Annotated in this window: 22 protein-coding genes and 2 pseudogenes; 13 read left to right on the top strand and 11 right to left on the bottom strand. The window is 69.5% G+C overall.

What is annotated here, in order from left to right; translation table 11 throughout:
* Window positions 1-77: 77 nt before the first annotated feature.
* Genes STRTUCAR8_RS14775 through STRTUCAR8_RS14785 form a run of 3 tightly spaced genes read right to left on the bottom strand, consistent with a single transcriptional unit; the run spans window position 78 to window position 2826 of the window.
* The gene (locus STRTUCAR8_RS14775; RefSeq protein ID WP_006376545.1) at window positions 78-644 is read right to left on the bottom strand and encodes a hypothetical protein; all 567 of its coding nucleotides are present in this window, start codon (window positions 642-644) and stop codon (window positions 78-80) included.
* Complete coding sequence (locus STRTUCAR8_RS14780) at window positions 641-2137, bottom strand: sensor histidine kinase (protein ID WP_006376584.1); 1497 nt, start codon at window positions 2135-2137, stop codon at window positions 641-643. Before STRTUCAR8_RS14780 ends, STRTUCAR8_RS14775 begins: the two co-directional genes overlap by 4 nt.
* Window positions 2134-2826, bottom strand: coding sequence for a response regulator transcription factor (locus tag STRTUCAR8_RS14785; protein ID WP_006376534.1), 693 nt, complete (start codon window positions 2824-2826; stop codon window positions 2134-2136). The genes STRTUCAR8_RS14780 and STRTUCAR8_RS14785 overlap by 4 nt, the downstream gene beginning before the upstream one ends.
* 139 nt (window positions 2827-2965) lie before the next feature.
* Here STRTUCAR8_RS14785 and STRTUCAR8_RS14790 point away from each other — a divergent pair, with 139 nt between their 5' ends.
* Genes STRTUCAR8_RS14790 through STRTUCAR8_RS14805 form a run of 4 tightly spaced genes read left to right on the top strand, consistent with a single transcriptional unit; the run spans window position 2966 to window position 7384 of the window.
* The gene (locus tag STRTUCAR8_RS14790; RefSeq protein ID WP_044472214.1) at window positions 2966-3943 is read left to right on the top strand and encodes a hypothetical protein; all 978 of its coding nucleotides are present in this window, start codon (window positions 2966-2968) and stop codon (window positions 3941-3943) included.
* Complete coding sequence (locus STRTUCAR8_RS14795) at window positions 3940-5418, top strand: peptidoglycan-binding protein (RefSeq protein WP_006376561.1); 1479 nt, start codon at window positions 3940-3942, stop codon at window positions 5416-5418. Before STRTUCAR8_RS14790 ends, STRTUCAR8_RS14795 begins: the two co-directional genes overlap by 4 nt.
* Window positions 5415-6116, top strand: coding sequence for an ABC transporter ATP-binding protein (locus STRTUCAR8_RS14800; RefSeq protein WP_006376539.1), 702 nt, complete (start codon window positions 5415-5417; stop codon window positions 6114-6116). The genes STRTUCAR8_RS14795 and STRTUCAR8_RS14800 overlap by 4 nt, the downstream gene beginning before the upstream one ends.
* Before the next feature lie 17 nt (window positions 6117-6133).
* A complete protein-coding gene (locus tag STRTUCAR8_RS14805) occupies window positions 6134-7384 on the top strand; it encodes an ABC transporter permease (protein WP_006376569.1) in 1251 nt (416 codons plus the stop codon).
* Window positions 7385-7489: 105 nt separating this feature from the next.
* Here the strand turns inward: STRTUCAR8_RS14805 and STRTUCAR8_RS14810 are convergent, their stop codons facing one another.
* Together STRTUCAR8_RS14810 and STRTUCAR8_RS14815 are read right to left on the bottom strand one after the other, a co-directional pair.
* Window positions 7490-7768 (bottom strand): hypothetical protein, encoded by a 279-nt coding sequence (locus STRTUCAR8_RS14810; protein ID WP_006376532.1) that lies wholly within the window; start codon window positions 7766-7768, stop codon window positions 7490-7492.
* Window positions 7769-7816: 48 nt separating this feature from the next.
* A complete protein-coding gene (locus STRTUCAR8_RS14815; RefSeq protein WP_006376535.1) occupies window positions 7817-10273 on the bottom strand; it encodes a SpoIIE family protein phosphatase in 2457 nt (818 codons plus the stop codon).
* A gap of 234 nt (window positions 10274-10507) precedes the next feature.
* On the opposite strand from STRTUCAR8_RS14815, the gene STRTUCAR8_RS14820 reads away from it, so the two are divergent.
* Window positions 10508-10981: a hemerythrin domain-containing protein gene (locus STRTUCAR8_RS14820; protein ID WP_006376576.1), complete on the top strand. Its 474-nt coding sequence runs from the start codon at window positions 10508-10510 to the stop codon at window positions 10979-10981.
* Here the strand turns inward: STRTUCAR8_RS14820 and STRTUCAR8_RS55635 are convergent.
* Window positions 10899-11219 (bottom strand): LuxR C-terminal-related transcriptional regulator, encoded by a 321-nt coding sequence (locus tag STRTUCAR8_RS55635; RefSeq protein WP_078507203.1) that lies wholly within the window; start codon window positions 11217-11219, stop codon window positions 10899-10901. The two genes, STRTUCAR8_RS14820 and STRTUCAR8_RS55635, sit on opposite strands and share 83 nt — an antisense overlap.
* Between STRTUCAR8_RS55635 and STRTUCAR8_RS14825 the strand changes: the two genes are divergently transcribed.
* Window positions 11131-11934 carry a maleylpyruvate isomerase family mycothiol-dependent enzyme gene (locus STRTUCAR8_RS14825; protein ID WP_044472215.1) on the top strand — a complete coding sequence of 268 codons (804 nt, stop codon included), beginning with the start codon at window positions 11131-11133 and terminating at the stop codon, window positions 11932-11934. The genes STRTUCAR8_RS55635 and STRTUCAR8_RS14825 overlap by 89 nt on opposite strands.
* A 67-nt stretch (window positions 11935-12001) precedes the next feature.
* Here STRTUCAR8_RS14825 and STRTUCAR8_RS55355 read toward each other — a convergent pair.
* A pseudogene (locus STRTUCAR8_RS55355) lies at window positions 12002-12228 on the bottom strand (Tn3 family transposase); the annotation flags it as partial.
* Between the two features lie 501 nt (window positions 12229-12729).
* A pseudogene (locus STRTUCAR8_RS54180) lies at window positions 12730-12969 on the bottom strand (hypothetical protein); the annotation flags it as partial.
* 303 nt (window positions 12970-13272) lie between these two features.
* Between STRTUCAR8_RS54180 and STRTUCAR8_RS14835 the strand changes: the two are divergent.
* The 3 genes from STRTUCAR8_RS14835 (at window position 13273) to STRTUCAR8_RS14845 (ending at window position 15847) form a co-directional block, all read left to right on the top strand.
* A complete protein-coding gene (locus STRTUCAR8_RS14835; RefSeq protein WP_006376520.1) occupies window positions 13273-14379 on the top strand; it encodes an FAD-dependent monooxygenase in 1107 nt (368 codons plus the stop codon).
* A gap of 67 nt (window positions 14380-14446) precedes the next feature.
* Entirely contained in the window at window positions 14447-15082 is a 636-nt protein-coding gene (locus STRTUCAR8_RS14840) for a DedA family protein (RefSeq protein WP_006376537.1), read from the top strand.
* Window positions 15083-15238: 156 nt separating this feature from the next.
* Window positions 15239-15847: an NAD(P)-dependent oxidoreductase gene (locus STRTUCAR8_RS14845; protein ID WP_006376547.1), complete on the top strand. Its 609-nt coding sequence runs from the start codon at window positions 15239-15241 to the stop codon at window positions 15845-15847.
* Window positions 15848-15856: 9 nt separating this feature from the next.
* Here the strand turns inward: STRTUCAR8_RS14845 and STRTUCAR8_RS14850 are convergent, their stop codons facing one another.
* Window positions 15857-16756 (bottom strand): LysR family transcriptional regulator, encoded by a 900-nt coding sequence (locus STRTUCAR8_RS14850; protein ID WP_006376586.1) that lies wholly within the window; start codon window positions 16754-16756, stop codon window positions 15857-15859.
* Between the two features lie 55 nt (window positions 16757-16811).
* Here STRTUCAR8_RS14850 and STRTUCAR8_RS14855 point away from each other — a divergent pair, with 55 nt between their 5' ends.
* From STRTUCAR8_RS14855 to STRTUCAR8_RS14870, 4 genes are all read left to right on the top strand, one after another.
* Window positions 16812-17603, top strand: a complete 792-nt coding sequence (locus STRTUCAR8_RS14855; RefSeq protein ID WP_006376572.1) for an inositol monophosphatase family protein — start codon at window positions 16812-16814, stop codon at window positions 17601-17603.
* Window positions 17604-17806: 203 nt separating this feature from the next.
* Window positions 17807-18355 (top strand): hypothetical protein, encoded by a 549-nt coding sequence (locus STRTUCAR8_RS14860; RefSeq protein WP_006376565.1) that lies wholly within the window; start codon window positions 17807-17809, stop codon window positions 18353-18355.
* Between the two features lie 323 nt (window positions 18356-18678).
* Window positions 18679-19344 carry a hypothetical protein gene (locus STRTUCAR8_RS14865; RefSeq protein ID WP_006376542.1) on the top strand — a complete coding sequence of 222 codons (666 nt, stop codon included), beginning with the start codon at window positions 18679-18681 and terminating at the stop codon, window positions 19342-19344.
* Window positions 19345-19627: 283 nt separating this feature from the next.
* Window positions 19628-20116 carry a DUF5709 domain-containing protein gene (locus STRTUCAR8_RS14870; RefSeq protein WP_006376558.1) on the top strand — a complete coding sequence of 163 codons (489 nt, stop codon included), beginning with the start codon at window positions 19628-19630 and terminating at the stop codon, window positions 20114-20116.
* A 791-nt stretch (window positions 20117-20907) separates the two neighbouring features.
* Here the strand turns inward: STRTUCAR8_RS14870 and STRTUCAR8_RS55110 are convergent.
* Both STRTUCAR8_RS55110 and STRTUCAR8_RS14880 read right to left on the bottom strand, forming a co-directional pair.
* Window positions 20908-21042: a hypothetical protein gene (locus tag STRTUCAR8_RS55110; protein WP_267889077.1), complete on the bottom strand. Its 135-nt coding sequence runs from the start codon at window positions 21040-21042 to the stop codon at window positions 20908-20910.
* 159 nt (window positions 21043-21201) lie between these two features.
* Window positions 21202-21403 (bottom strand): hypothetical protein (locus STRTUCAR8_RS14880; RefSeq protein ID WP_206742939.1); only part of this gene is annotated, 202 nt, incomplete at its 5' end.

Genomic DNA, 21403 nt, shown 5'->3' on the forward strand with positions numbered 1-21403 from the left:
TCGACGCTCAGCTTCGTGGTGCTGGACGCCCGGTGCCGGTGGCTGCTGGGAGCGTCGCTCCGGGCATCAGCGCGGCATCAGCGTGAACTGCTGGGCAGCAGGCCCGCCTTGGCGCAGACCACGCTGTCCCCCTTGGTGCTCCAGCGGCTCTCCGGGGTCCCCAGGGAGGCCGTGATCGTCACCGACACCACGCCCAGGTCCGGGGCCTCGGCCTGGCGGGCTCTGGCGGCCGTACAGACCAGTTGATTGAGGGAGAAGCCGCTCAGTTGTTTGAGGGTCTTCTCGAACTGCGGCCTGGTGTCGAAGTCCAGTTCGATCCACACGCCGGCGCCTTCGCTCCGGACTCTCGGATCCTTCGTCAGCTTCGGAAGTCCGCTGGTCAGGCCCGCGCGCCGTTCTGCTTCGTCCGGACCGTCGAACAGGGTGTTCACGGCCGCCTCGACGCCCGCCGGCTGAGGGATGTCACGCGGGACCGCGAACAGACCGCCATGGTCCTGGAAGAGGTAGAGCGTCACGGTCGACCGGATACCCGTGCCGGGCTCCCCCGACTCCACCACACCGGTCGTCGGGATGCCGCACGCGGAGAGCAGCAGCGCCGCCGCGGCCAGCAGCGCGGGCCGGACGACCCCGTGGGCACGCCTCATGGGTGGCTCTCCTCCTGTGCTGCTTCGTGGGTCGACTCGTCGGGCCACAGCGGGAGTTCCACGGTGAACACGGCGCCGCCGTGCGGACCGTTCGCCGCGGTGATCGTGCCGCCGTGCAGATGGACGTTCTCCGCGGTGATGGCGAGCCCGAGGCCGCTGCCCTCGGTTCTGGTGCGGGCGGAGTCCGACTTGTAGAAGCGGTCGAAGACGTGCGGCAGAACGCTGTCGGGGATGCCCGGTCCGCTGTCCCGCACCTCGATGACCGCCCGCCGTCCCGTGTCCTGGTCCTCCCACGCGAACAGGTGCAACCGCACGGGGCGCGCTCCGTGGCGCAGGGCGTTGCCGACCAGGTTGGCGACGACCACGTCCAGGCGGCGCGGGTCGAGACGCCCGCGGATCGCGCCGGGCTCGGGGAGCTGTGTCTCCACCGTCTCCAGCCAGGCCCGGGAGGCGAGGGTACGGCGGACGGAGTCGGCGAGGTCGATCTCGTCGAGGTGCAGTGCCGCAGCGCCCGCATCGAAGCGGGAGATCTCCATCAGGTCCTCCACCAGACGGGCCAGCTTGACGGTCTCCTCGCTGATGAGCCGTACGGCGGTCGCGGTGTCCGGGTCGAGCTTGGCCGCGTCCTCGTCGAGGATGTCGGTGACCGCCGACATGGCGGCCAGCGGGGTGCGCAGCTCGTGCGACACGTCGGCGGCGAAGCGCCGGGCGCGGGCCTCCATCCGGCGCAGTTCGGCCACCGACTCCTCCAGCGCGGCGGCTGTCTCGTTGAACGTGTGGGAGAGGTCGGCTAGTTCGTCGGAGCCGTTGACGGCGAGCCGGGTGTCCAGGTGGCCCTCGGCGATGCTGCGGGTGGCCCGGCGCAGCTCCCGTACCGGCCGCAGCACGCCGCGGGCGGCGAGCAGCGCGAGCAGGACGGCCAGAACCAGCGCGAGAACCGTGGCCCGCTCGACGGCGGGGACCAGGGCCTGGACGTAGGCCTGTTCTGTGGTCTGTGGCACCGTCAGGAAAACGCCGAGGCCGGACAGGTCGGACGTGGGCTTGGCCGCGGTGCCGTAGGTGACCGGCAGGCCGACGACGAGTGCGGGGCTGCCGCGTGTCGTCACCCGCTGGAAGACGGTGCTCCTGTCGGCGGCAACGGCCTTGCGCAGGGCGGGTGTCAGCTCGTCGAAGCTGTCTCCGGGTGCGGAGGTGGCGCTCAGGCCGCCGTAGGTGGCCAGCACCCGCCAGTTCTTCGACGGTTCGGAGCGCGCCAACCTGGCCGCGAACGTGTCCAGTCGGCCCTGGTCCGGCGGGAAGTCGAGGTCGGCGGCGAGGGTGTTGACGTGGTCGCGGAACTGGGCGATCACACTGTCCTGGCTCTGTTGGAGCACCCCGGTGCGCGCCTCCCGGAAGGTGAGGGCGCCGGTGGTCAGGGTGGCGACACCGGCGACCAGCAGGAACGCCACCAGCAGTCGGCCGCGCAGGCCGCGCAGCGGCGGTGGGGCCTTCACCGGGACATGAACCGGTAGCCGAAGCCGCGCACGGTCTGTATGTAGCGCGGCTGCCCCGGGGGCTCGCCCATCTTGGTGCGCAGCCGCTTGACGCAGGCGTCCACCAGCCGTGAGTCGCCGTGGTAGCTGTGTTCCCAGACGGCTTCCAGGAGCTGTTGCCTGCTGAACACCTGACCTGGTGAGGCGGAGAGGGTCAGCAGGAGCCGCAGTTCGGAGGGTGCGAGGGCGACCGGTGAGCCCTCGCGTGTGACGGTCAACGCGGCCCGATCGATGGCCAGTTCACCGTGGGTCTCGATCTTCGGTACCGTTCCGTCGGCGAGTGCGCCGCCGACCCGGCGCAGGACTGCACGGATACGGGCTTCGAGCACCCGGGCCTGGACCGGCTTGACGACGTAGTCGTCGGCTCCCGCTTCGAGTCCGACCACGATGTCCACGTCGTCGCCGCGGGCGGTCGCCATGATGATCGGAACCTGGTCGTCGGCTCCGCGAATGCGGCGGCACACGTCGAGCCCGGACATACCGGGCAGCATCAGGTCGAGGACCACGACATCCGGCCGGAACCACCGCAGCTGTTCCAGCCCGTCCTCGCCCGTCCCGGCGGCGGCGACGTCGTGTCCCTGACGGCGCAGGGCGAGCTGGACACCCTCACGGACAGCGCGGTCGTCTTCGATGAGCAGGACACGTGGCATGTGCTCAGTATCCGTATGACACCAGGCCAGGCCAGGGCTGTTACGGGACGATCACATACTCGCCCCCCGCGGCCGGCTGTTGCCGTTCGGTCACACTCCGGGCCGGTTCCCATCACACCGCGGGGCCAGCCTCTCCACCATGACCGCACACACCAGCATGCCGAAGAGGCTCCGCGTTTCCGTGGCCACCGTCCTGGCGATCGGCCTGTTGCCGATCCTGGCCGCCTGCGGCGGTTCGGACGGCAAGTCCGACACGGGCTCCACCTCCGCGAACGGAGCGAGCGGCGCGAACGCGGCGAACGACAGTACGACGAATGCCGACGGGGCGGTGCAGCTCAACGTCCCGGACGACGCGGACGACGACACCAAGAAGCTGTACCTCTCGGAGAACACCATCGCGGCCTGCATGAAGAAGCAGGGCTTCACCTACACCCCGCACGTGGCGAGCGGGGGCGGCCAAGACGCCGTGGCCGAGCTCGACGCGGAGGACTACGCGGCGGGAAAGAAGGCCCGGGAGAAGTACGGGTTCGGCACCTACGCGGCCGCCGTCTACCCCGACGACCCCCAGGCGCCCTTCGGTAACGGGGGAGGGAGGCTGGGAGGAAAGGTCGTCGGCCCCGTCGACAACGACGAGAAGGGGTTCACCGACGCTCAGAAGAATGCGTACGAGGCGGCGCTGATGGGCTCCCCGTCCAAGAGCAAGGGCCGTGAGGAACTCGGCGGCTGCGAACTGGCGGGCTCGGTGGCGGCGAACGGGCCGGCCAAGAGCGCCGAGGAGGAGAAGAAGGCGTGGGATGCCAAGGTGGAGGAGAACCGCGCGAACGGTCTCGCGCTCAACGGTGACACCCAACTGGTGCAGCTGGCACAGGAGTTCGCCACCTGTCTGAAGGGCCAGGGCCTCCCGGTCAGCACCACCCAGCCGACCGGCATGGCCGACATGGTGCGCCGCGACCAGCAGGTGCCGGAGAACGCCCGCAGCATGACCAAGGAGGAGGCGCTGCCGCTGCTCACCAAGGAGATCGACATCTCGCTGAAGGACCTGGAGTGCGGCAAGAAGTTCCGCGCCGCGTACTTCCCCAAGGAGAAGGCCCACCCGTACTGGGGGGAGAACGCGTGAGCCGACTCAACAGCCGTCGGCAACTGGCCGTCCTGGTAGGCGTGGTGGTCCTGATCGGCGCGGGCGGCTGGGTCGCCGGTACGCAGGTGCGCTCCCCCGCCGACGCCGCCGCCGAGCACAGCGCCCCGAAGGCCGGCCCGGTGACCGTGGCGGTGCGGCGGCAGTCCCTCGTCGCGACCGTGGTGGCGTCGGGGTCGGTGGAGTTCGCCTCGCCGCGCCCGTTGTCGCTGGCCGGTTCGGTCGGCACCGGGGCGTCCTCGGCCGCGGCCGGCGAGGGTGCGGAGCAGCGGATCACCAAGGCGCCGGTCGCCGGCAGCGAGGTCAAGGAGGGCGACGTACTGATGACGGTCAACGGCCGTCCGGTGCTCGCGCTGCGCGGAAAGGTACCGATGTACCGCGCGATGGGCCCGGGTGCCTCCGGCGACGATGTCAAGCAACTTCAGGGCGCGTTGCGGCGGCTCGGGTTCGATCCCGGGTCGATCAGCGGCAACTACCGGCAGGGCACCGCGTCGGCGGTCACCGCCTGGTACGCGGACAAGGGGTACGAAGCGCAGAAGCCGAGCGCGGAGGACCAGCAGCAACTGGGCCAGCTCCAGCAGGCGGTGTCCTCCGCCCAGGAGACGCTCCTCACCACCAACAGCACCACCAGCACCACCAGCGGGACAGGGACTGGCGTGGAGGGCGGCACCAGCTCACCGAGCCCGCAGTCCAGCACCGACGCACAGATCCACCAGCTGCAGGTCGGCTCCGCGAAGAAGTCGCTGGAGCTGGCGAACGACGCCCTCGGCACCTTCCAGGCGACCTACGGGACGAAGCTCCCGGCCGGGGAGGTCGTCTTCTTCCCGGAGCTGCCCGTACGGCTGAACAAGGTGACGGTGAAGACCGGGGACACCGCGACCGGCCCGATCGGCACCGTGACCAGCTCCGACCTGGAGGTGCAGGCGGTCGTCCCCGGCACGGACGCCGAACTGCTCAGGAAGGGCATGCCCGTCGAGCTGACGACGACGGACGGCAAGAAGGCGAAGGGCACCGTCTCCGCACTCGGCGCCGATGCCGCGCCCTCGACCGGTGCAGGCACGGGTGAGGATTCGGATACGGATACGAGCGGCGGCGAGGGGTCCGACGGGGCGCCGGAGGAGGGCACCGGCGGCGCCGCCACCGGCACCTCCGCCGGTGGCGCCTCCTCCCCGGTGCAGCTGCGGATCTCCGTGCCCAGCACCGGCGCACTGGCCGGCGAGGCCGAGACCGCGGTGAAGGTGACCATCAGGATCGGCGCCTCCGACGGCGAGGTGCTGGTCGTACCGCTCGCCGCGATCCGCACCTCGGCCGACGGAAAGGCCCGGGTACAGGTCGAGCGCGCCGGCAAGGTGAGCGACGTCCATGTCACCGTCGGGCTCTCCGCGGCCGGACTCGTCGAGGTGAAGCCGACCGGCGGGACCCTGGAACAGGGCGACAAGGTGGTGGTCGGCGAGTGACCCCCGACCCGGACGCCGTCATCGAACTCACCGACGTGGAGCGTACGTTCGACTCCGAGCCCCCTGTGTACGCGTTGCGCGGTGTGGGCCTGACCGTGCGGCGCGGGGAGCATCTCTCCGTCGTCGGCCCCTCCGGCTCGGGGAAGTCGACGCTGCTCAACACGCTCGGCCTGCTCGACCGGCCCACCGCGGGAACGTACCGGCTCGACGGCGTCGAGACCACCGGGCTGGGCGACCTCGAACGCACCGCGCTGCGCGGCAGCCGCATCGGGTTCGTCTTCCAGTCCTTCCACCTGCTCCCGTACCGCACCGTCGACGAGAACGTCATGCTGGCGGAGGCGTACCGCAGACCGCGCCCCGGGCTCGGGCGAGGTACCCGCCTCGCCCGGGCCCGGGCGGCGCTGGACCGGGTCGGGCTCGGGCACCGCTCGGGTTTCCGGCCCGACCGGCTCTCCGGCGGCGAACGTCAACGCGTCGCCATCGCGCGGGCGTTGATCAGTGACCCCGCCCTGCTGCTCTGCGACGAGCCCACCGGCAACCTGGACGGCGAGAACACCCTCTCCGTGCTGGAACTCTTCGACGACCTGTGCGCCCAGGGCATGACCCTGGTGCTGATCACCCACGACGAGACGGTCAGCCGCCGGGCGGGCCGGCGCGTTCGCATCACCGACGGCCGCCTCACCCTGGAGACCGAGTGATCCGAGTGAAACCCCGAGTGAAACGTGTACCGGCCGGGGCGGGAACCCGCGTCGAACGCCCCTGGATGGACCTCCGGGACCTGTGGACGGAGGCCCTCGCGGGCGTCATGGCCCGGCCCGTACGGTCCGCCCTGACCACCCTCGGCACGGTGCTCGGCATCACCACACTGGTCATCACCATCGGGGTGGCCTCCACCGCGGGCAACCAGATCGTCGGCCGGTTCGACGCGCTCACCGCGACCTCGGTGACCGTGACGGTGCCGCCCGTGCCGGCCGGTTCGGACGACGGGCCGCTGGTGGACTGGTCGGGGACCGACGCGGTCCGGGACCTGGCCGGCGTCGACTCGGCCGCCACACTCGCCGACTCCCCGCTGACCAACAGCGTCCAGGTGCGGGCCAACGACGTGAAGGCACCCGGCGACCTCTCCGCCCAGACCCTGGCCGTGGTCGCCGCCTCGGCGGACCTGCCCGCCGGTGTACGCGGCGCGATGACCGCCGGGCGCTTCTACGACGCCGGCGACATCACCCGCCGCGCCCAGGTTGCGGTGCTCGGCGACCAGGCGGCGCGGCTGCTCGGCATCGGCCGGGTGCAGGACTCCCCGGCGATCTTCTTCCAGGGCCAGTCGTACACCGTCATCGGCATCCTCGGCGGTATCCAGCGCGAACAGCGGCTGTCCACCGCCGTGATGCTCCCGCCCACCACCGCCGCGGACCGCCTCGGCCTGCGGGACGTCACCCGCGTCCTCATCAACACCGCGATGGGCGCGGCCCGGCAGGTGGCACGCCAGGCGCCGATCGCCCTGGCTCCCGGGAAGGAGAAATCCCTGTCCGTCGTGGCCCCTCAGGATCTCTCCAAGGCACGCGACGGCGTCCAGAACGACGTCAACGGCCTCTTCCTCGTCCTCGGCCTGGTCTCCCTGGTGGTCGGCGCGATCGGCATCGCCAACGTCACTCTCGTGACGGTGATGGAGCGGGTCGGCGAGATCGGCCTGCGGCGCGCGCTGGGCGCGTCACGACGGCAGGTGGCCGGCCAGTTCCTCCTGGAGTCGACGACGATCGGCCTGCTCGGCGGCATCGTCGGCGCGGCCCTGGGCATCGCCGTCGTGGTGGGCGTAGCCGTCTTCAAGGAGTGGACCCCGGTCCTCGACATGAACCTGGCCCTCGGCGCCCCTCTCGCCGGAGCCCTCGTAGGCCTCCTCGCCGGCCTCTACCCATCCCTACGAGCCGCCCGAATGGAACCGGTGGACGCCCTGCGGGCGCCTTCCTGACGACGCCGGTCACCGGTGCGGCGGCGGGTCAGAGCGACCGAGGCGAGGTGGGCGCGCGCACCCCGCCCGGCCGTCCGTAGGGCGCTTCCCGCCACGCCACCGTCGTCAGCCGTCGTGCGTGAAGTCCGGGACACCCGCGACCGAGGCCGGATCCCCGATCGGCCACATCCGCACGCCTTCCGGAGCGCGCACACGGGACACCCCGATGCCGTGCAGACACGCGTCGCACCAGAGCAGCGCGTAGCCGATCCTGCTGCCGGCGTCGACGATGTAGCGCGCCCGGAGTCCGTCCCGCCCACAGGCCGGGCACGGGCCGCCGCCCGCTTCGTCGTGGCCGTCGGCGACGCGCGCCAACGCCTTCAGCCACGCCCCACGATCAGGCATCAGGCACTCTCCTGTTGAACTGGTTCCAAGGCTGGTCCTCCGCCAGTATCACGCCCCCGATCCCGCCCGCCCCGGAAGGTCCTGCTCGGCCCAGATGATCTTTCCGGCGCGGGTGTAGCGCGTGCCCCAGCGGCGGGTCAGCTGGGCGACGAGGAACAGTCCCCGGCCGCCCTCGTCGGTGGTCCGCGCATGGCCCATCCGGGGTGAGGTGTTGCTGGTGTCGGACACCTCGCAGATCAGCTTGTCGTGCCGGATCATGCGCAGCCTGACGGGTGCGGTGCCGTGCCGGATGGCGTTGGTGACCAGCTCGCTGACCACCAGTTCCGTGGTCATCGCCAGATCCTCCAGCCCCCATCCGAGAAGCTGGCGGACGGCGAGTTCCCTGGCGCTCGAGACGATCGCCGGGTCCGTCGGGAGGTCCCACGAGGCGACCCGGTCGGCGCCCAGCGCGTGCGGCCGGGCCAGGAGCAGGGCGACGTCGTCGGTCTGCGGGCCGGTCAGCAGGTTGTTCACGACCGCCGAGCACAGCTCCTCCGGAGGCAGACCGGACTGCGCGAGCACGTCGCTGAGCCGGGACAGGCCTACGTCGATGTCCTGGTCGCTGCTCTCGATGAGGCCGTCGGTGTAGAGGGCGATCAGGCTGCCCTCGGGGAGGGAGATCTCGGCGGACTCGAAGGGCAGCGAACCGAGGCCCAGCGGAGGGCCCGACGGAAGGTCGGGGAAGGTGACCTTGCCGCCCGGGGTGACCACGGCGGGCGGCGGATGTCCGGCCCGGGCCATGGTGCACAGCTGGGTGACCGGGTCGTAGACGGCGTAGAGGCAGGTGGCGCCCAGTACGGCGGTGGCGATGGGCTCGTCGTCGCCGCCCTTCTCCTCGGTCAGGCGGATCACCAGGTCGTCCAGGTGGGCCAGCAGCTCGTCGGGCGGCAGATCCATGTCGGCGAGTGTCTGTACGGCCGTACGCAGCCGGCCCATGGTCGCCGCGGCGTTGAGGCCGTGCCCGACGACGTCACCGACGACCAGCGCGACCCGGGCCCCGGACAGCTGGATCACGTCGAACCAGTCGCCGCCCACCCCTTCCCGCGCGTCGGTCGGCAGATACCGCGAGGCCACCTCCATGGCGGTGCCGCCGTTCAGTTTCTGCGGGAGCAGACTGCGCTGCAGGGCCAGCGCGGCGGCGTGCTCCCGGGTGTAGCGGCGGGCGTTCTCCACCCACACCGCGGCCCGGCTGACCAGCTCCTCGGCGAGCAGCAGATCGTCCTCCTCGAACGGCTGCGGATGCTCCATACGGATGAAGGAGGCCACCCCCAGCACGGTGCCGCGCACGGACAGCGGCACCCACATCGCCGAGTGCATCCCGAATTTCGCGATGCTCCTGGCCCGCGCCGGATCCTCCGCGATCCACGGGGCGGTGACCGGGTCCAGGAACGGTTGCAGCACCGCCGTGCCGCTGGCCATGCTCGCGAAGTACGGCGACGACCTGGGCGCGTCGATCGAGTCGCCGGTGGCGATCACCGACTCCGGGCAGCCCTCGTGGATCGACTGCTGCCCGGCCCGCCGTACCTGATACGCGCTGTCGGCCGGCCCCGAACCGGGTTCGTCGCCGTGCAGCACCGATTCCAGCAGATCGACGGTCACGAAGTCGGCGAGCCTCGGCACCGAGAAGTCGGCCAGTTCCTGGGCGGTCGCCATCACGTTCAGCGTGCCCCCGATACGGGCGCTTGCCTCGCTGAGCAGGGCCAGGCGCTCCCGGGCCCGCCAGCGGTCGGTGACGTCCATGCCCATGTAGCAGACGCCCAGCGGGTTGCCTTCGGGGTCGTCGAGGCGAAAGAAGGAGGTGGAGTAGGCGTGTTCCTGGTGCGGATCCGCCCAGGTCCAGCCCCGGTACTCGTAGTCGACGACCGGCTTGCCCGTCTCCAGCACCTGCCGCATCTGTGCTTCGAGCGCCTCGGTGTTCAGGCCCGGCAGCGAGTCCGACATCCGGCGCCCGAGCCGCTCGTCGCGCGGCACTCCGCCGTAGCGCTCCAGGGTGTCGTTCATCCACACGTACCGCAGGTCCGGGCCGAGCACGGCCATGCCGAGCGGTGAGCGGGTGAGGAATCCTGCCAGCACCTCGCCGCTGACCGCCCAGGTAGGAGCCTTCGACACGTCGATCGCCGACACGAGCCAGGCCCTGCGGTCGTCGGTGTCGGACATCGCGGTCACCCGCAGTCCGACCTCGACCCGGCGGCCGTCACGGTGCCGGGCGCCCACCAGGCCGCCCCAGCTCTCCCGGGTTCCGCACTCCTCGACGACCTCGGCCGCCCGTGGCGCGTCCTCGGACCGCGCCAGCAGAACGGCGGCGGAACGGTTCAGCACCTCCGCCGCGCCGTATCCCAGAAGCCGCTCGGCGGCCCCCGTCCAGCCGATGACCGTGCCCTTCGCATCGATCACGGCGGCGGCGACGTTCGCCGTCTCGAACGGTCCATGCGTTCCGTCCGGCGTTACCTCCCTGGGGAACATCATGAAGGCCGTCCCATCTGGCGGATGGCATATGGACGATTCTATGACGTATCGCCCGGCACTGCGCCCCTCGGAGGCGTGCCCCGAAGGATCCCGAGGGATATGGCGTACGCCTGCTCGCTCTTCCGAGTCGACTCGGCCGTGTCCATGCGCTGTGCGCCGATACCCGGGGTACACGGCGTTGGGGCGGCCGACCGCGCCGCCCGATACGGCGTGAACTAGGGCGAGGAGATACCTGTGGACGGGATCGTGCTGCTCAAGGAAGACCACAAGACCGTGGAGAAGCTGTTCAAGCGGTTCGAGAAGGCCGACGACGACGCCCACGCCGAGAAGCGCGAAATCGTCGACCAGGTGATCGACGAGCTCACCACGCACACCTGGATCGAGGAGAACATCTTCTATCCGGCCGCCCGCCAGTCCGCTCCCGACACCAAGGACCACGTCCTCGAAAGCGTCGAGGAGCACCACGTCGTGGTGTGGATGCTTTCCGAGCTCAAGGACCTCGACCCGAAGGACGAGCGGTTCGACGCCAAGATGACCGTCCTCATGGAGAACGTCCGCCACCACGTCGAGGAAGAGGAGAAGGAGTGGTTTCCCGACGTACGCAAGGCCATGGGCCGCAACCGCCTCACCGAGCTCGGCGAAGAGATGGAAAAGGCGAAGAAGAGGGCACCGGGCGACCCCCTGGCCGTTCCCAGCGCCGATCGGTAGTCACAGTGCGGGGACTGATCAGCAGTTGTGTCCCGATCTCCCGGTTGGTGAGCCCCTCCGCGGCCAGCGGGACGACTCTCAGCTCCTGGCGAACCGGGGGGCTGTGAAAATCGCTGTCCGATGTTGGAATGCGGTGATAGAGAGTCCGGGTGACAACGACACTTGAGTTCCCCGTGCTGCTGCGACTGATCGACGAACGCTCGACCGCCTTCCGCGCCGCGGTCGCCTCCGCGCCCAGCCTCGACGTACAGGTGCCGACCTGCCCCGAGTGGACGCTGTTCGATCTGGCGCAGCACATCGGCGAGGGGCGCCGCGACTGGGCCGCCACCGTCGCCGCCGGGCCCGCTCCGGCCAAGTCGGCAGCGGCGGGCGCGCGCCTTGCGCCCCGGGAGCGCGAGGCGCTGCTGGCCTGGTTGGCGGAGTCCACGGAGCAACTGCTGGACGCACTGCGGAAGGCCGGCCCGGATCGCGGTTGCTGGACGTGGTGGGAGACGTTGCAGTCACCGCCGACCACCGGTGCCGTGGCCAGGCACCAGCTCCAGCAGATGGCGGTGCACACCTACGACGCCCAGATCACCATAGGTGCCCCGGAGCCGCTGCCGACCGAGGTGGCACTCGACGGTGTCGACGAGTTCCTGTCCACCTGCGTCGCAACGACGAGTGCCTGGCCACACGGGCCCGCTGTCATCGACTTCCACGCCTCCGAGGGCCGCTCCTGGCGCCTCTCGCTCTCCGCCGGCGGCGCACGGAGCGCCCGTCTTCCCGGGCCCGGCACCATATCGGACACCGCTGCCGACCAGGACGCGGCCAACGCCTCCACCTCCGCCTCCGTCTGGGGCACGGCCGACGAGCTGGTCCTCATCCTGCACGACCGTATTCCGTTCAACTCCCTGAAGCTCGACGGCGACCGCCGTCTCTTCGACCAGCTCAGCGCCTGGGACCCGGACGAGTAGGACGTATCGGCGACTGACGCCGTCAGTTCTCCTCATTGGTCTCGTCGTCCGCATCTCATCGACCGTCGGTGAAGCCGTAGCAGCCGAGCAGGTTCAGGTTCTTGTGCTTCAGCGGGGAGAGCCGGGCGATGTCCTCGTACCGGATTTCGTGGCAATCGGTGCGGAGACGAGCGAGGGCGCCGACGATGTAACGGGTCGTCCGGAGGACGATGACGTTGAGGCCAGGCCGAGCGCGCCGAGCTGGTCCTCCATCCCGTCGCGGTACGCCTGATGGATGGTGGGACCGGCGCGGCCGGCCGATTCGGCGGGACCCGCGCCAGCATCACCCGGCGGCCCAGCTGGAACGCACAGATCTCATGGACCCGCTCCGTGACCGGGTGAACGCCGTGCCCGCCGCCCGCCCCCAGACCTCCTCGCCCGGCCGGACGGCCGCCTTCCGAGGCACCACCATCAGACGACGGCAACCCCCTTCTGGGTGATCGCCCCCTGGCGTTTCACCGCAACGGCGTCCCGGACGAATCGGCGTCCAGACAAGAAGTGCCCGCTGGGTCCCGTCAGTTGAGGGCTCGCAGCACCAGCCGTACGACTGCCGTGACGCCTCGCCAGATCCAACTGAGCAGTCCTCCCGCCACCGCGATGTCGACGGCGTCTCCGGCAGCTTCTATCCGGGCGGACGTGGAACGGCACCGAGAGCAGGAACGGGGCCAACGACGCTTTCGCGCGCCGCACTTCTTGCACATCATCATGTCCTCGTTCTCTCCTGCCGGGCGACAGGAGTGCGAGACGCCGCTCGGTGACCCGGGGCGCGTCCTGGTGGCCGGCGATGACTCGGGTGGCGACGATGCCGTCGAACACGGGCATCCGGACGTCCATGATGACCACGTCGGGGGCCAGTTGCACGGCGAGAGGCGCCGCGCCGGCCTCGGCGGCCTCACCGACGACCGTCAGGTCCTCCTCGGCATCGACCACGGCGGCGAACCCCGCCCGTCCGGCACCCAGCCGTTCCTGACGGTCCGGCAGGCCGGCCGAGGCCATCTGCAGTGCGCTGTCCCGGACGAGCAGCATTCCCCGTAGGCGGTGTGCGCCCCGGATCAAATGCATGCAGGTAAATCCCTCATTGATCAAATTGCATTTGAAGCATTCAGCAACTGCTCGTAGTGTCGAGATGTGCCTCTCGGCGTGCTTCGCCGAATGAGGGGCGCCCCGGTTCATCCCCTCGACATGAACCGAAGAACCGGCAACTGAACTTCTGAACTTCCGCTATGACCCTTCAGCGCATTGTCGGCTCACGGCGGCATTTCCGGCATCCCTTGTCCGTCACGTGAAGGAGCAAAGAATTTGTCCACGAAATCCACGGTGATCGTCGGCGGCGGCTTGGTAGGGCTCACAGCTGCGGCCTCCCTCAAACGCATCGGGCACGAGGTCATCGTGCTGGAACAGGCACCGCGGATTCGAGCCGCCGGCGCCGGTATCGGCCTGTGGGCCAACGCGTTGCGAGAGTTCGACCACCTCGGCATCGGCCCCGCAATTCGCGGCATGGGCATCGAACAGAACACGTGGTTCTTCAACCCCGCCGGCGATCCGGTCCGCGCCCCGGGTTACACCGACAGCGATCACCGGTTCCTCCTCGTGCCACGCCCCGAGTTGAACGACCTTTTGGCCGACACCATCGGTCGCGACCGAATCCGCCTCGGCGCACAGGTGACCGGATATACCGAGACCGGAACGGACGTCGTCGTGCACCTCGCCAACGGCGAGACACTTCGCACGGATCTACTCGTCGGCTCGGACGGCGTGCACTCGCGTGTGCGCAAGCAACTGGTGCCGGGAAGCGACGCCGTAAGGCACTCCGGCCACTACGCCTGGCGCGCGATCGTGCCGACCGGCAACCAGGACTCAGAGGCCACCGTACTCACCGTCGGCCACCGCCGAACCCGTGGCGGATTCGCGAGGTTCGCTCGTGATCGGACCATGTGGATGGTCAACCAGTTCGACGCCGGACCGCTCACCGGAAGCAAACGCGAACGAGCACTTGAACGCGCCCGGAATCTGGCCCGGGCGGGATGGAACGACGACCTCCTCTCCATGATCGCCGAAACGCCGGAGGAGTCCATCCTGGAGAACCAGATCACGCTGGTCCCGGAGCTGCCCCGTTGGACCAGCGCACGCGTCGCTCTGATCGGTGACGCCGCGCACGGACTGTCTCCTCACATCGCTTCCGGCGGCACTCTCGGCATCGAAGACGTCGGCGTCCTGCGCGGCAGCCTGACAGCCGAGGCCGACCTGGCAAAGGCTCTCACCACCTACGAGCACGCCCGCAGCGCCCGCTTCGCTGCGGTGCGACAGCACTCCGCTGCCGTAGAGAACGCCGACGACGCAGTTGAATTCGCGCAGCGCTACGCCGATTTCAGTCACTGGATGCTCACCACCGCACCCGCTGCCTGACGCGGCCGAGAAAACAGGGAAATCACCCACGGAGTTCCGCACCCACCCGACAGGAAGCGGATATCAAATGCCGGACTGGATAGACCTCACGGAGTCGTTGTTGGCGTCGCCCGCACTCTACGCCGTACTCATCGCGGTATCTTTACTCGATTCCTTTCTCCCGTTGATCCCGAGTGAACCCGTGGTGATCCTCGCAGGCATCGCCGGCGCAACCGGGCAGACAAACATCATTCTTGTCATCAGCGCGACGACGGTCGGCGCCTTCCTCGGCGACCTTGTCCCCTACTCGATCGGCCGGTTGACTGGGGAACGCGCGTTGAAGCGCATGCCGGTCGGCACCAAACGCCGGAAAGCGTATGACTGGTTCAAACGCGAACTTGAATCACGCGGCGGTTTCGTACTCGTCTCCACGCGATTCATCCCGGTCGGACGCTATCTCGCCACAGGGACGGCGGGGGTGGTGGGATACCCGCTGCGCAGGTTCATGCTGTACGTCGCGATCTCCACCTCCACATGGAGTGCTTACACCGCCCTGTCGGGTTACCTGGGTGGCGTCTTCTTCCAGGAGAACACGCTCCTTGCTGTCGCCGTCGGCGTCGGGCTCGCGTTCGCGGTAACGGGTGCGATGGAGCTCTCACGACATATTCGCCGCCGTAACAATCCCGTCAATCCGGATGACATCGTTTCCGGACGGGAGATATAGGTGAATTGCCGTTCCGGACGCCACACTTCCCGCCACCCTGCCGTCCTGGCCTTCCCGCTGCCCTGGCCTTCCGACGAGATCGATTGCGTCTGAGTAACTTATCAAGTCAGTTACTTGCACTTGATGTTAAGTGACGCCCTCTCTAACGTTCTCGACATGAACCTCACCGTCCTCGCAGCCTCCGGCCAGACCGGAATCGCCCTCACCCGACAGGCCCTGCGACGTGGCCACACCGTGACCGCCATCGCACGTGATCCCGAGCGAATCGAACTGCCCGACTCGCCGAACCTGCGCAAAGTGGCGGGCGACGTGAACGACGCGGCCGGTATCGCCGCCGTGGTGGACGGAGATTCCGTGGTCCTCTCCGCACTCGGCACGGACCGGGCCGGGGTTCTCCTGACCGGCGCCCGAGCTGTCGTCGCCGCCGGCCCCCGGCGCGTCATCTGGCTCGGCGCCTACGGCACGGGCAAGTCGGCCGAAGTGGCCGGGGAGGGCGCGGGCGTGCTCGCCAAGGTGCTGGGCGACCGGCTCGCGGACAAGGTCGAGGCGGACAACACCGTTCTCGCGGCCGGGGGCACCGTCTTCCACGCCGGAATGCTCGCCGACGGGCCGGAAAGCCCCTCTCGGCGCACCGTCGGCCTGGAGGCCGCGCCTCCCTTCGACCTCGGTGCGAAAGTCAGCCGGGAAACCGTGGCCGCGGCGATGCTCGACGAAGCCGAGACGCCTGGCTTTCCCGGTGCCGTGGCCCTGCCGTTGGCGGAGTAGGCGCAGCGGTCAGCAGGCGGCGATCTCCTCGAACGACGCCCGGACCTGCTCACGGAGCCAGGCGTGCGCGGGGTCGGAATCGTAACGCTGGTGCCAGTTGCAGTTGATCGTCGCCGCCGGAGACTCGATCGGCAGCGGCCGGGCGACAAGCCCGAACGCCGTGATGAGCGGGTGGCTGAAGATCGCCGTGCAGGTGACCAGCGCGTCGCCACGGGCGGCGATCTGCAGGGCGCCGGACACCGTCGCCACCGCCGCGACCACCCGGCGCCGCAGACCTTCGGCGGCCAGCATGTCGTCGATCGGCGCGGTGAGGCGGCCACGCCGGGAGATCACCACATGCGGCTGCGCCGCGTAGGAAGCCAGGTCGAGTCCGGCGGCGCAAGGGTGGTCCGCGCGCATCGCCACGACGAGCCGGTCGTCACCGAGCGGCTCGGACCGGAACTCGGGCAGACCGGGCCTGCCGCCACCGAGTTCCAGATCGACGCGGCCGTGACGCAGGTCATCGGTGTCGACGGTGTGCTCCGCCAGCACCCGCAACTGCACCCCGGGAGCCAGCTGCTGGATCCTCCCGACCAGCACCGGTACCAGCGACACGGCCACCGCGTCATGACACTGGATCGTGAAGGTGCGATCCATCTCGGCCAGGTTCAACTCACGGATCGGCGAGAGCACTTCACGGGCTTGCCTGACCAGACGGTGCACGTCCTCCCGCACCGACAGGGCGTACGGGGTGGGAGTCATCGAGTGACCGGTGCGCACCAGGATGTCGTCGCCGGTGACCACGCGAAGCCGGCCGAGAGTGCGGCTGACCGCGGGCGAGGACAGGTGCAGCCGCTCGGCCGCTCCCATCACGCTCCCCTCTTCGAGCAGGGCGTCCAGCACGGTCAGCAGATTCAAGTCCAATTGCATAAAAGTAAATCCTCACGACCCGTAGATCCACTTCGATCAACTCCAGGAGCATCCCATGAGCCAGGAACTTCTCGCCGCCACCGTCGCCGCCGTCCGCCACGCCGGCGCCCGGATGATGACGCGCTACTCCACCGAGTCCCGTCCTTCCGGGCTCCCCGAGCTGCTCGCGAACCTCCGCGCCAACGACGAGACCGTCATCGAAACGCTGCGCCCAGCGCTGACCGAGGCTCTGCCCAGCGCGGAGTGGCTCAACGACGAGCACGGCTCGGGGCCCATGGCCACGGGCGAGTGGTGGCTCGTCGACCCGGTCGGCGGCAACGTCAACCATGTGCACGGCATGCCCGACTGGAACATCGGCGTGAGCCTCGTCCGCGACGGGCGCCCGGTGTTGGCCGTGGTCTACTTCCCGGTCCTCGACGAGATGTTCACCGCGACCGAGGACGGCGGGGCGTTCCTCAACGGCGTACGGCTGCGGGTTTCGGCCAAGACGTCGTTGGACGGCGCACTGGCCGGAACCGGCCAGGCCAAGCCGGGTCACGACCCCGAGCTCGCGGAGCGCATGGGCTCCGCCTTCACCGCGATGACGAACTCCGCCCTCTACGTACGGGTCTCCGTACCGGTGACCCATCAGCTCGCCCAGGTCGCCGCGGGTCGGATGGACCTGCACTGGCAGTTCGACAACGTCCGGTCCCACGCGGCAGGGGTACTGCTGGTCCAGGAGGCCGGAGGCGCCGTGACCGACCTCGAGGGCAAACCGTGGGAACTGGCCGCGGGAAGCTACCTCGCCGCCGCACCGGGCGTGCACGCCGCCGCCCTGGAAATCCTCACCCCCCGAGCGAAGTCCTGACCCTGCCCCCCCCTCTCCCCCTCTCCCCCATCACGCCACGAACGGGAGAGGCACGACTGACGGCCACTGTGCCGCGCACGTCGGCCCGACGAGAACGCCGGCTGTCCGCGAGGACCCGGGCCACTCCTACAACCGGGCGGGCGAGGCCGGCGCCGATGCTCGTACTGCCCCGGCACGACCGCACCCCGCAGGCAAGGACGACAATGAGCACCCTCACCACACCCCGAACCACCCCTCCGGCACGGGGGAACCGAGTCCGCTGGCGCATCCCGGCTCAGCTGCGCAAGAGCATCCTGGTCACGCATGTCGTGTCGGCGGGAGCCTGGATCGGCATAGATGTCATCTCCACCGTTGTGGTGGGGATCGGCTGGGCACGCTCGGGCGAAGACCGCACCGCCGTATACCGGGCGCTGGCGGACTACTTCGTCGTTCCCTTACTGCTGTCGGCTCTCGTAGCGGGGGTCATCTGCCTTGTCACCGGTGTCCTGCTGGGGCTGGCGACCAAGTGGGGGCTCGTTCGCTACCGATGGGTAGCGGTGAAGCTGGTCCTCAACGTCATCGCCTGCGCGATGATGCTGGCGTTCCTGGGCCCGATCACCGAACTCACCTCGGGCGAACAACCGTTGCGGGACATCTGGTTCGTCGCGTTCCTCGCCACCACCGCCATGGTGCTGCTGAGTTTCGCGATGGTTCTCTCGGTCTTCAAACCGTGGGGCCGAGTCCGCAGGCAGTCCCCGCCCGGTCAACACTGAGCGGGCGCGCAGAACATGCAGATCTGAGTGGTCGACGGATCTCCTGGCAGGTCGAGTCGGTGCAGCACGAGGGCGGCCTCGGGCAAACGGTGGTGTCCTGGCGTTGGTATGCCGGCGAACGACTGCCTGGCCGCGCGCCCGGGTTGCCGGGACGGATACACCGGAAGTCGGCTGGACCTCCGCCCGGGACTCGCCACGATCACGCTTGGAACGTGGGCGGCGAAACTTCCGGTCCGAGTGAAGCACCGTTCCATACGGTCCGCTTCATCCTGTTCCATCCGGGCACACGGAGTATCGTCCGCAGACTTCGGAGGCGAGACCCCATGGCCGCGACCAGCCGACGCGAGGTGATGCGGGCGCTGCTGGACACCTACGGCCGTACCTACGCCGTCGAGGCAGGCATCCCTCTCAGGGACACCCCTCAGCCGTTGTACCGACTGCTCGTGCTCGCCTGCCTGCTCAGTGCCCGTATCCGCGCCGACATCGCGGTCGCCGCGGCCCGACAGCTGGCCGCCGCCGGGATGCGGGACCCGCGCCGGATGGCCGACGCCACCTGGCAGCAGCGGGTCGACGCACTCGGCCGCGCCGGCTACCGGCGCTACGACGAGCGCACCGCCACCCAACTCGGCGACGGCGCGACCCTGGCCCTCGAACGCTACCGAGGCGACCTGCGGAAACTGCGGGATCAGGCCGACGGCGACACAGCGACGACACGACGCCTGCTCCAGGAGTTCCCGGGACTGGGGCCGGTCGGCGCCGACATCTTCCTGCGCGAAGCGCAGGCTGTCTGGCCCGGAGCGGCACCGTACCTCGACGCGAAAGCCCTCCAGGGCGCCCGCGCCCTGAATCTGCCCACCGCACCGGCCGCCCTGCTCCGCCTGGCCGACGGCACGGAACCGGCGGTCTTGGCGGCGGCCCTGGTCCGCGCCGCCCTCGACAAGAAGGCTCCCCAGACCGTCCACGAAGCCGCCCGCGCCGCCCGCACCTGACCCCGCTCCCGGGTCGGAGGCGACATCGACTGACCGGCCGGCGCCGGGACGGTGAAGCGCCCGACCGGACGCGAAGGGAGAAGGCATCCGCCGTGCAGCCGAAGGGCTATGCGGCAGAGTCCCAGGGCGTCGGCAAGGAGTTCTCCCGGAATCTCCTTCCTCACGAGCGGACCGTACCGCCGCCGCTGTCGGCTGAAGGAAAGGAGCCACGTCGGCGTGTGGACGGAGCCGGCCGGGATACGCGAAAGGAACGAATCCACATCGTCCGAAGGGTGTACACATCATGGGGAGCCAGAACCGCGACAGCGTCATGGGGGACGAGGTCTACCAGCCCGCAGGCCCCGACAACCGTGAGGACGAGGGCATTCTCGATTCGGAGGACACGCTCACCGACCGGGGCAGCGACCCGTACGAGGAAGGCTGGTCACCGCCCGAGCGTCCGCTGGCGGTGGAGCACCAGGGCACGACCGCGCGTGAGCAGCGCGAGGGTGAAAGCCTCGACCAACGACTGGCGGAGGAGCGCGGGGACCCGGCGTTGGAAGAGCCCGCCGCGGACGACGGCATCGGGGATCTCGCGGGCGGAGAGGGTGAGCCGGTGGACGGCGAGGTGGGGGCGGACCGGGCCGGGCGCCTGGTGGCTCCGGACGAGGGCGCGCACGAGGTCGCGGAGAAGCACCTGCTCGCCCGCGACGTGGGCATCGACGGCGGCGCGGCCTCCGCAGAGGAAGCGGCCGTCCACCAGATCCCGGACGAGGACGACACAGCGCCCTAGCCCTCGCGGGCCGCCACGCCGAACGCCCGTCCACCGTCCGGCCCCGAAGGCCGACAAGAGCACCAACCCGGTACCGATCCCGCCGCCGTTCATCCCCAGCAGCAAGAAATGCGCGCCACAGCCGACGGCGAGTGCCAGGAGTTCGGCGCGGGCTGGCCGGACGAGTCCAGGAACTGCGCGACGCGCCGCATCGGCGACCACTTCATGCCCGCGCCCGAACCCACGCCAGAACCGGCTACTGAGACCACAGCTGAGACCAGGGACCGCAGGGCGGCACGCGCACGCGCCGCCAACGGGTCCGGTAAAAGGAAAAACCCCAGGTCACGGCGAGTGAGTCCTAGGGTCTCCCAGAGCCGCCTTCGGGATTCGAACCCGAGACCTACGCATTACGAGACCGTGAGGGATCGTGTTGCGTGGTGTTTCGCCATGCCGTGTGGTGACGTTGTGCCTGATCAGAGCACGTGCAAGAAGTTGACCCGTGCCACACGAGGCTGCACCGTCCAAAGGCGTCCGGCCACCGGCCGGCCACCGGGAAGGCCCGACTGGTGGCAAGAAGCAGGGCCATCGAGATGGTAGGCCTCCTATAAAATCTTCGTACGCGTGCCGGGTTCCCTGTAGGTCGCTCCAGAGACGGCCCCCTTCCAGCGTGGCCGGTGCAGACCCCGTCGGTCGCTGGTTCCATTACGCGACCGCTGACACCGGCGCCGTGTCAAGGCCTCTCCTCGCAAGAGCCCATTCGCCCTGCTCCAGGACACCATGCAGGCAGCTTCACATGGACCTCGGCTCGGGCGTCAGGACCGCCTGGCGAGGCCCAGCCGGGCCGCGTCGTCGCGTCTCTGGCACAGTTCGTCGACCCGGGCCTCGACGAAGGCCCGGGCCTTCGGCGTGGCGCCGGTACGGGGTGTGGACCCCGGCCGGCCACTCACCCATGCCCCGCTCCAGGTCGAGCCGGACGAACGCCTCCACCGCGATCCCCGACCCGGTGAAGGCGAGGGTCACTGCGAGGCGGTACTCGTTCGGCTCGGGGTCCCGGGTGAGGTCCATCCAAGTAATGCCGTGGTGGAGCGTTCCGCGCGGTGCAAGGTTCACGACGTCGAGGAGGACCTGCGGGAGGAGTGCCGTCTCGTCGTCATCGGAGTCGCGCTGAAGTCGAACTCCAGATAGCGACCGAGCATGAACTCGGCGAGCCGCTGCTGGAAACGGTCCAGCGACAGCAGGAACCGCTTGAACTTCTCTTCAGCCAAATGGAGTTCAAAACTCCGCATCAGATTCGAGGCACCTCTGACA

The organism is Streptomyces turgidiscabies Car8, from assembly GCF_000331005.1.
In the GTDB taxonomy this organism is placed as follows: Bacteria; Actinomycetota; Actinomycetes; order Streptomycetales; family Streptomycetaceae; genus Streptomyces; species Streptomyces turgidiscabies.